The 10,689-nt window shown below is 33.8% G+C and carries 1 protein-coding gene; it reads left to right on the plus strand.

The window, feature by feature from the left end; genetic code table 11:
* Nucleotides 1-6: 6 nt before the first annotated feature.
* Nucleotides 7-10,689: thrombospondin type 3 repeat-containing protein (locus tag AC3E9W_RS08670; RefSeq protein WP_488768067.1), on the plus strand; the 10,683-nt coding region annotated here is incomplete at its 3' end.

Here is a 10,689-nt window from a genome sequence, read left to right on the forward strand (position 1 = left end):
AGATATATGTATATCAGCAAAAATTTTATAGTAGTATTATTTTTATTTTTTAGTTTGTTTTCTTTTGGACAACACGAAGAAGGAATTATTGCTTACAAGCAAGGCAGTGAATTGTCTGGTAAACCAAAATTGAGTGTAGAGGACCCTAGATATTCAGACTTAAACATTAAGAAATTATTTGTTTCGGTGAATGATGGAGTGTCAATTCATTTTGGTTTTAAAGATGATATTACACAAACAGAAGCTTATAAAGAAATTTATGACTGTACCGTAAATTTAACAATCATTCCTTATAATAATAAAGGAGATGAAGATTATAGCTATATCGAAAATGGTGAGTTAAAATATCACGATAACCCTTTTAAGGTTTCATTAAAAATTACACATGATAATGTAACAAAAGGAATTAACGTAAAGGATTACTTAGTTTATAAACTTCCAGGAATCCATAAAGCAATTGTTGAAGTTAGCTCTATAACATATTCGTCTGCGGGAGTTCATACTTCTCCTTATTTAGCTGTAAAGTTTACTACAGATCGCTACTATAATTTACAAAATACTACTGCTATACCAACTGCAGAATTTGTTAAGTATAATAATGGATTAACACCTACTAAAGTTTCTACTGCGAGTCAAGCTGATGAAATTGTAATTAAATGGGAAAAAAATGAAAAAGCTCCAGCTTTGGAGTATGAATTAGAATGGGCTTGGATTGACAATTTTGGATCTGATGGTGCTAAAAAAGCAGCTAGCGATATTGCTTTAACAGAAAAAGAATTTATGTTAAACAGCACAAGAATTCAAACAAAAGAGACTTCTTACAGTATTCCTCTTGTTTATTCTAGTGGTTATTTTATATACAGAGTTAGAGCAGTTGGACGATTTTTGGATGATATTACTAAAGTTTATAACGGAAAATGGTCTGTTTCTGAAGTTAGTCATAGATTAAATGCTGTTAGTGACTGGGCTTTTATTGAAATAGATAAATCTCATGAGGGCGGTGAGAAAAACTGGCAATATCAAGCTTCTTTTGCCGAGGATGGGAAGAAAAAAGAAGTTGTAAGTTATTTTGATGGTTCATTACGTAATCGTCAGACTGTTACTAAAGTGAATTCAGATAATAAAGCAATTGTAGGGGAGGTTATTTATGATAACCAAGGTAGAGCAGCCATCGAAGTATTGCCGAGTCCGTTACAATCGTCAGCAATTCACTTTTATAAGGATCTTAATAAAAATGCTGCAGGTTCTATATTTACTCATAGAGATTTTGACTGGGATGTAAAGGACAGTATAAGGTTTTGTAAACCAATTATAGTTCCTTCATTAGCAAATACTTCTGGAGCGGGTAAATACTATTCTGTAAATAATGCAAAAACAGATAATTTCCAAGATTTTGTTCCAGATGCTCAGGGTTATCCTTTTTCTCAAATTGAATATACTCCAGATAATACAGGTCGTATTAAAAGTAAAGGAGGAGTAGGTCGTGATCACCAGATTGGTAATGGACATGAAATGCGTTATTTTTATTCTCAGCCTTCGCAAGAAGAGCTAAACCGCCTTTTTGGTTATAAAGTTGGTAATAGATTGCATTATAAAAAGAATACAGTTATTGACCCGAATGGTCAGGTAAGTGTAAGCTATTTAGATCCACAAGGAAGAACTATTGCAACAGCACTAGCTGGAGATAAAGAAGGTAGTCTGGAAGCTTTAGATGATGAAAAGGATACGAAACTTCACGCTATAATTACTTCAGATATGCTGGCAGACGGAAATACTGTTTATGCATCTGGTGAAAATGGAATATTAAAAGACGGGTTAAAATTAAACACTGTCGTTCCTGTTGTACATAGTAAAGCAATGACGTTTGACTATTCTTTTACTAAAACGAAAAATGCATTTACAGATGCTTGTTTAAACGGTAAATTTTATCCATATGTATATGATTGGGCAATTAGTCTTAAAGACGATTGCAGCAACGAATTGCTAGTTGGAAATGATGCTTTAACAGCAAAAATCGGAGAATATAGTCTAACAGCAACTAGTTCGTCTGAATTGAAACTTCCGATAAGAACTTACAATGCATTACATGAGGAAAAGTTTCTGAGAGTAGGAGCCTATTCTTTTAATAAAGATCTTCGTATTGATAACGACGTATTAAAACGTTATGCTGACGATTACATCAAACAATTAAAAGATAATAAAATTTGCTTGCCAGATTTAACAGCATTAGAAGAAAATGTTACAGTTGAAAATTGTAACATTACTTGTAAAAGCTGTGAAGATAGTTTGGCTAAAAGCAATTTGACAGAAGACCAATACAATTCTTTCAAAACCTATCTTGGTGAGACTGATAACAAATTAGGAAATGTTGATGTAAGAGCATACCTAATAACTATTGCCGAAAATAATTATGTTGCGAAAAATATGCTTACTGTTCTTGAGTTACAAGGAACAGATAGAGCTAGTTATGAGAATAGTTTTAGATTTGAATTTCAAAACCTACTAAAAGGTTGTAGAGAATTATGTGAGCAGCCAGTAAATGTTTGCGATCTAAATCTTGGAATGCTATTAAAAGACATGAGTCCACATGGGCAATATGGTTCTGTTCAAGGAATAGAATTAGATGTTGACGATGCTGCTGTAGAAGCAAATGAAGACATAGATGCTCCACTAGATCCTTTAAGTATTTTTAATGTTAATAATGATTTGTCATACGGTGGTTTCCATACTGAAACGTATAGAGATGAAGATACAAATCAGGATGTAACAGTAAAAATTTCAAATAATACGTGGAAAAATCCTGATGGAGGATTTTATAAAAATGACGATGGATCGGTTTCAAAAATTAAAGTAAAATTAGTAAGTACAGTTCCTGGAAAGCCAGAAGGAAATATTTACGAGCCAGCATTAGAAGATATTATCTTAACTAATAATGATCGCGATCCAAATAGTGACGATCCAAATGATTATTTGGTAGAACCAAAATATCTAAAAGATGTTGCTTATTTTGTAAGTATCTGGCAAAGTAGCTGGGCAAATGCTCTTGTTAAGTTTCACCCGGAATATCAATATTATAAATACAATTTAGGACTTTGCATGAAGCAAAATTCTGCAGGTATAAATTCAAACGCATTTGATGCTGATTTACTTGAAAAAGAATATTACACTGAGGAAATGACTCAGCCAAATGAAACAATCTTTGCGGCTGGAGGTGTATTAGAGCAATTGTTGAATATTAATGCTACAAATGATCCATTCTACAGTTCTAAAAATGACTTCTTGCAAGAAACAAACGAAGATTTTGCAGTTAGAAGAGATATCATGCGCGAAGCTTTAACATCAAATTATGATGGTATGAAAGCAGGAGGAAAGAGTATGAATATGCTTCAAACAGCTTATTACTTTGCTTATTATTCTAATGGAATTGCTCATGAATCTGCTTTTGCAAATTTTTTAAGCCTTACACAATCAGGATTATTAGATAAAATCAGAACTCTTGGAAGCACAGGAAATATAGTAGAGTTAAATACCAAGCAAAGAATTTGGGCCAATTTTAAAGCTTACTACATTGGATTAAAAGATAAAACACGTACTGTTTTGGCGCATATTGATGCCATAAAACACAATAACTATAATGAGTGCATCGGAAATCCTGATAGCTCAGATAATTTTGTAACCATATTAAAAAAATATACTGGAGTTACATCAGGTTATTCAGATACAAATTATGAAAGACTTGAGAAGTTAATAGCTTTAGCGCCAGATCCTGATAAAGTAGCAATACCAACTACTCCAGCTAGTACAGGAATAAATTTAGTTTGCTCAGATGAGCTTTATACATTGTTTGCAACAAAAACAAAACGTTTTGTAGGAGCAGATTATGGCTATGATTCTAGCATGGATGATATGGATATTTTGGCAGCTGCAACAGCAGAAGCTGAAACAAAAATTTATTTAGAAACAGGAAAAAGTCCAGGATTTTTAGCACTTGAAAATTTCTTAAAAGGAATGGTAGATCCAAAGATTCAGGATCAGGGGTTAATTGTAACAAATCCGATACCAACCACCAGCATGCCATATTTGACACGCAGTCTTTTTAATGCTCAGGTATATCCTACTTTTATATTAGGAGCATCAAATGAAATTCCTGGAATTACAAGCGCAAAAGATGCATCAAATATGCTATCTATTGGTTTTGTTAGAGGAGGCGCATCAATTGCAACACCTATTACTTTACAGTTTGTAAGTGAGAATGCACATGTTAATCCGTGTGGTACAGGAAGCAACAGTCTTAATTGGGCTGAAGTTATAGATTTTAAGAATTTATATTACATTCCAAAGTCGTATGATAAAGATTTAGGAACATATAAATTTCAAATTATTGCTACTATAAAAAGAAAAGGAAGCAATGAAACTTGTAAAACTCCAGAAGAGGTTCTTGTACAAGGTACAACCAAAATAAATATTGCAGATTATTATCCTTTAAAAGCTGACGTTACTTGTGGAAAACAAGAAAGATTTAGTGAAGCTTTTAATAATTTAGTGTTGACTTTACAGCGTGAAAATACATTAAGAAACTCAAATTTAGATATTACAGCAAATGGAGCTTTTGCAGGAAGTTATCTTCATGATTATTTTGGGATACAACCTGGAGATGCAGTTACATGGAATAATTCTGGAAATCAGGCTGATATTTCTGTAAATGGAGAAAAACGTATAGCGCTTAATTTTGGTTCTCATGCTTTAGGAAGCAAAGCAATTTCAAGAATTTCAGTTGGAGATTTATTAATCAATAGTCCATACAATTTAGTTAAAGTAAGACTTCGAGGATTAATTGGTTTACGCCAGATTAATGCTAGAATTTCGACAGGAAATAACAAAAGACCATTATACTTTACTTGTTGTTCGGTATGTGGTGAAAACGACTACAATGGAGATGGAATTGGTGACGAGTGCGATGTTACTAGCCCATGTGGTGTAGTGGATAGTGACGGTGATGGTGTTTTTGATGATTGCGACAATTGTAAAAACACTCCAAATCCTGATCAAAGAGATAGTGATAATGATGGTATTGGAGATGCTTGTGATGGAAATTCTCCAAATCCTTGTGGTACTATTGATAGTGATGGTGACGGTGTTTTTGATAATTGTGACAATTGTAAAGATTTTCCAAATCCAGATCAAAAAGATACCAACAACAATGGTGTAGGAGACGCTTGTGACAATCCTTGCGGTACAATAGATACTGATGGTGATGGCATTTACGATAAATGCGATAATTGTCCATTTGTTCCAAATCCTGATCAGAAAGATACAAATGGTAATAACCTAGGTGATGTTTGTGATATTACAAGAATAAATACTTGTAAAATTCCAGAAGATGTAGAACTTAAATATGAAGATAATCTAAGAGATGTTCTTAATGATGCAATAACGAAAAATTTATTTGCAACTTTTCAAAATTCTGCTAGCAATGATTTAATGAATCATTTTATTACTGAATCAGGTTTAATAGAAAAGTTTCAAGTAGCAAGAAATCTATATGTAGAATTTGAGCCAGATACTTATAATACTCCTATTGAGCTAAAATCGTTTTCGGTTAATAAAAGCATGCCAGATGGGGGAGGAAATCCGTACTTTCAGATATTCTTCAAAAACAGTACTGGTCAGACAGATGCTGCGATAATCTTGCAGATGAACGCTAACTCGGTTAAAAAAATTAATTATATAGATGTATCAGGTACAGTTGGAGCAAACGTTTATTACACAGATATAAATAATATCGCCAGAACAGCCAGAGTAAGTTTGTATAATAACGTTCACTATGATGAACAACATGGTTATACAGAAGGAATTTGTGATATTCTTAATTATAAATTATACTCTCTTAGAACGGCGAGATCTTTAAAATCAAGTATTTCTTTAAAGAATAGACCGTATTATGAGACAATAATTAATAGCGATGGTACTGTAACAAATATTCAGCACAACTTGTCTGTAGCTCAGGCAAACGAGGTTATGAGATTATCTGGTCCAGTAGAAGAAGTATGTCCAAAGCTTTGTGTTCCAGCAATTCCAGAACCTGTAGTTTGTGCAGAGAAGTGGAGTTTGTTTAAAGCTGATTTGAATACAATAATTCCAGGTTACGTACTTCCTGAAAAATTAAATGATAATGGGAAGTTTTTCTGTGAAGCCAATTTTGGTTACATCAGTGACGATTATATCTACTATTTAACAAAACTAAAAGAATTTAAAAAAGGCACGATTAAAAGCAGTAATGCATTATTTGTAGACATTAATAAATTTGGAGCTACTAGATTACACTATGGTAATAAAGATACTCGTGGTGTAATTGACGAATACTTTAAATATTTAGTTCTAATTGATGTGCCAAATCCAACTGAGGAGGCGCTAACATGGAACCAGTTTGCAGATAAATACGTTGCAGATTATCAGAAATGTGTACCTGCCGTAATGATTCCAAGATTTAGTTTAGTGCCTGAAAATCCAGGTACAAAAACACCTTGTGAATTGTACGCTGCAACTGTAAAAGAAGCTAACAAACAACAATTAGAAGAAGCATTTTATACCGCTAAACGCGAAGAGTTTGTAAGAAACTATACGAAAGAAGCATTGGAAGGAATTACTGAAACGCTGACAAAAACAGCTTCAGATAAAGAATACCAATACACATTGTATTACTATGATCAGGCAGGTAACCTAATTCAAACAGTTCCGCCAGAAGGAGTTGATAGATTATTGCCAGGTTCAGATATTACAATCAATACAGTAAGGGCAAATGATAGTGAAAAAGTTGATTTAGCTGATGTAAACGGATTGCAAGTTGCACCGAAAAACGAGTTGCAGACTCAATATCGTTACAACTCATTAAATCAGTTAGTATGGCAAGAAACTCCAGATGGAGGAATAAGCCAGTTTGCTTATGACGAGTTAGGAAGAATTATTGCTTCTCAAAATGCGAAACAAAAATTAGCTTCTCAATTAAGTTATACGCGTTATGATAAATTAGGGCGTATTATAGAGGCAGGTCAGTTAACGTTAAAAACTCCTGCGGTAATTAACGAACTGGGTAGATTAGCAGTTAGTACTGCGCCAAAAGCAGATTTGATTAAAGTCAATGCTATTGATGATCATTATCCATATAATATCGCTTCAAAAACAGACCAGGTAACAAAGACTTTATATGATAATCCTTTGGAGAACTCACAGAGCTGGTTCACAGATTATAGTGTAAATAATAGTCAAAAAAGAGTTACTGCTGTATTGTATTTTGATCAATTGCTTGCTGAGCCTACTACATTTCAGGCATCAGGCGGTTATAATAATGCAATTTTGTATGACTATGATGTACATGGAAATGTAAAAGAATTATTGCATCATACCAATAACAGTTCAGAATTAAATGGTTTAAATCAGCAAATTAAAAAAGTAGTATACGACTACGATTTGATAAGCGGAAATGTTAATAAAGTTACCTATCAGCCAGAAAAAGTAGATCAGTTTATTCATAAATATGATTACGATGCTGATAATAGAATCAAACAAGTTTATACGAGTAAAGACAATACAGTTTGGGAAAAAGAAGCCAATTACCTCTATTATGAGCATGGTCCTCTTGCTCGTGTAGAAATTGGAGACAAGCAAGTTCAAGGAATAGATTATATCTATACAATACAAGGCTGGCTAAAAGGAGTTAATTCAGAAGAATTAAACAATGATAAAACAGATGCTGGTAAAGATGGATTGAATGTTGCTAAAGATGCTTTCGGTTTTGCTTTAAATTATTATAAAGGAGATTATCTGTCAAGATCAAACACTACTAATTCAACTGTTTTCAGCTTAACTAATGGCGGAAACCGTGAAAGTACTGCTAATCTGTACAATGGAAATATCAAAGATATGGTAACGTCATTGTTAGATCTTAACGGAAATCCGATGGCATCTCAATACAACAGCTATACATACGATCAGTTGAACCGTATTAAGAGCATGAATAGCAAGTCTATTTTGGCTGGCGCTTCAACTCCTTCATATAGTTCAAGCTACAAGTATGATCGAAATGGAAATTTAATGGCATTGAACGCTTTTGCTCCTAAAGCAGACGGTTCTATTGCCGAAATGGATAATTTGACATACAGTTATAAAACTATAACGCATCTAGATAGAGATCCTTCAGCTTATAATTATAAAACAAAATCAAATCAGCTGCAGCATGTAAAAGACGCTGTTGGTGCGGGAGTATTTACAAATAACGATAAAAATCCAAATGATACATCGTTAGATATAGATAGCCAGCCTGATGATAACTACACTTATGATGAAATTGGACAGTTAACGTCTGATAAATTGGAAGGAATTGATATTGAATGGCGTGTTGACGGTAAAGTTAACAAGGTAACGAAAAAGAACGGTACTGTAATAAGCTTTGAATACGATGGATTAGGTAATAGAACATCTAAAAGAGTTGTTACACTAACTTCTAGCACGATAACCTATTATGAAAGAGATGCGCAAGGTAATGTCTTGAGTACTTATGATATGATAACCAATAGTGCAGGTTCTAAGTATTATCTTGCAGAACACAACATCTACGGAAGCAGTCGTCTAGGTATCGAACAATATGATCGAACAAAAGAAATTTCAGGAGAAACTTTTGCATTATTCGCAGAGAAAGCAAATTTAATGACTGCAAGATCTATGGTTGCGATGAAGGGGGTAGAAGACGTTCCTCCAACTTATGGTTTGAGTTTTGATTACAAAGATGATTTTGCAGCTTGGGGAGATTCAAATAGTAAATTAAATTTATTTGTTAATAAAACAACTAGAACAAAAGTAATTACATTAAATTCTCATTTCAAAATTAATTCCGCTACTCCTAAAGATCAGGAAAATGTGATTGCGGCGTTACATGGTTCTTCTGTAGAAGGAAGTTTTCCAAAAAAGAATTCATTCTCTTATAGAAGCTCTGTATTATTAACCGTTAAGAAGAATGAATTAACTGGTTATGTGCCAACGGTATCTTTATATAAATACCGTCGTAATCACAATGATTACAATAGAAAAGGTAAAAAGAAATACTCTTTTAGAAGTACTTTGGAGAGAACAGATTTTACAATTGACACCAAAACAGGAGCAATTCCAGAAAGTGCATTTGATTTTAATGCAGAAGTTAGGTTAAACTCAAAAACGGCAGCTTATGAGGTAGTCATTGTATTAAATGGAAACGTTTATTCTACAGTTTCAAAAACAGAAGTGCTTAAAAATGGTGAAAACACTGAACACTTAAAAAGAAATGACGGTCGTTTAAAAATTACTTTACCTGCTAATACATTAGGTAAAGTTAAAATAGAAGATAAACCTGGTGAGTTCGTAGAGTTGCCAGCTTTACTAAATGAAATGTGTGATTTCACATATAGTATTGATAACGGAAAAGGAACAGAACCGTTAAAAATTAATGCGTTTGGTTTTGATGAAGGTCCAGGGGGGCAGCCAGTTTCTTCTACAAGCTTAAACATGATATTAAGTAATGTTTCTTATGCTTCAACATTCTGTGGTGTAACAGAAAGTGATCGTGATGCAGACGGAGTAAAAGATAAAGATGATATTTGTCCAGATGTATTTAACCCGAAACAAGAAGATACGACTGAAATTGCATTAGGATATGCTCCAGACGGAGTAGGAGATGTTTGTGACAACTGCGCTTATCCAAACCCGCTTCAAATCGACACTGATGGAGACGGAAGAGGAGATGACGTTATGGTAAACGGAGTATTGAAACAGTGTGATAACTGTCCTACAATTCCAAATTATGATCAAGTAGACACAGATGGCGATGGTATTGGAGATGCATGTGACAACTGTAAAACAATGAAGAATCCATTACAGGAAGATGCTAACCATAACGGTATTGGCGACGCTTGTGAAGGATTAGATCAAGGAGAAGGAGAAACAACTATTGTAGCTGTTCCTGAAACGTCTACTCGTTTAGTTGGTGACAAACGCTACGAATTATCAAATCACTTAGGAAACGTATTAAGTGTAATAAGTGACAGAAAATTGTTTAGAGCTGCAAATGAACCAGGTCAAGAAACAATTAATAATTATGATTTCAATGGTTGGGAAACTATTCAAGGAAATTCTAATTGGATTAAAGCTGGTACATCTTCTGTAAGTGCAGTTGTTCCTGAAAATGATAAATTGAAAATTACTACAACTGATAGGCAGCAAGGAGTAATACTTTCAATGCTGACTACAGCTGGTAAAAAGTATACAGTATCTTATGATTTGGACTTGGTAGCTTGTCCAGAGGTTAAAGTAGAAGTGTCAAATATGGGCATTCCTTTTCAACAGCAAATTGAAAGTAATTCTGGCAGAAGAAGTGTAACTTTTACAGCAGCAGGCGTAGTGAGTATTGTTCACTGGACTCGTACTAGAGCTAAAGATGATGTAGATGATGTTTACACATTAGATAATGTAACAACAAGTGTAGAATCGACTGAAAATACAGTTGCTTTTACTATCTTTAGTCCAGATATATTTAGTTACTCAGATTACTATCCTTTTGGAATGCTGGTGCCAAACAGACATAAGTCTGCCGATAGCTACCGTTATGGGTTCCAGGGACAGGAAAAAGATGACGAAATTCGTGGCGGGGAAGGGAATTCTATT

This window comes from Flavobacterium sp. 38 (assembly GCF_057799715.1).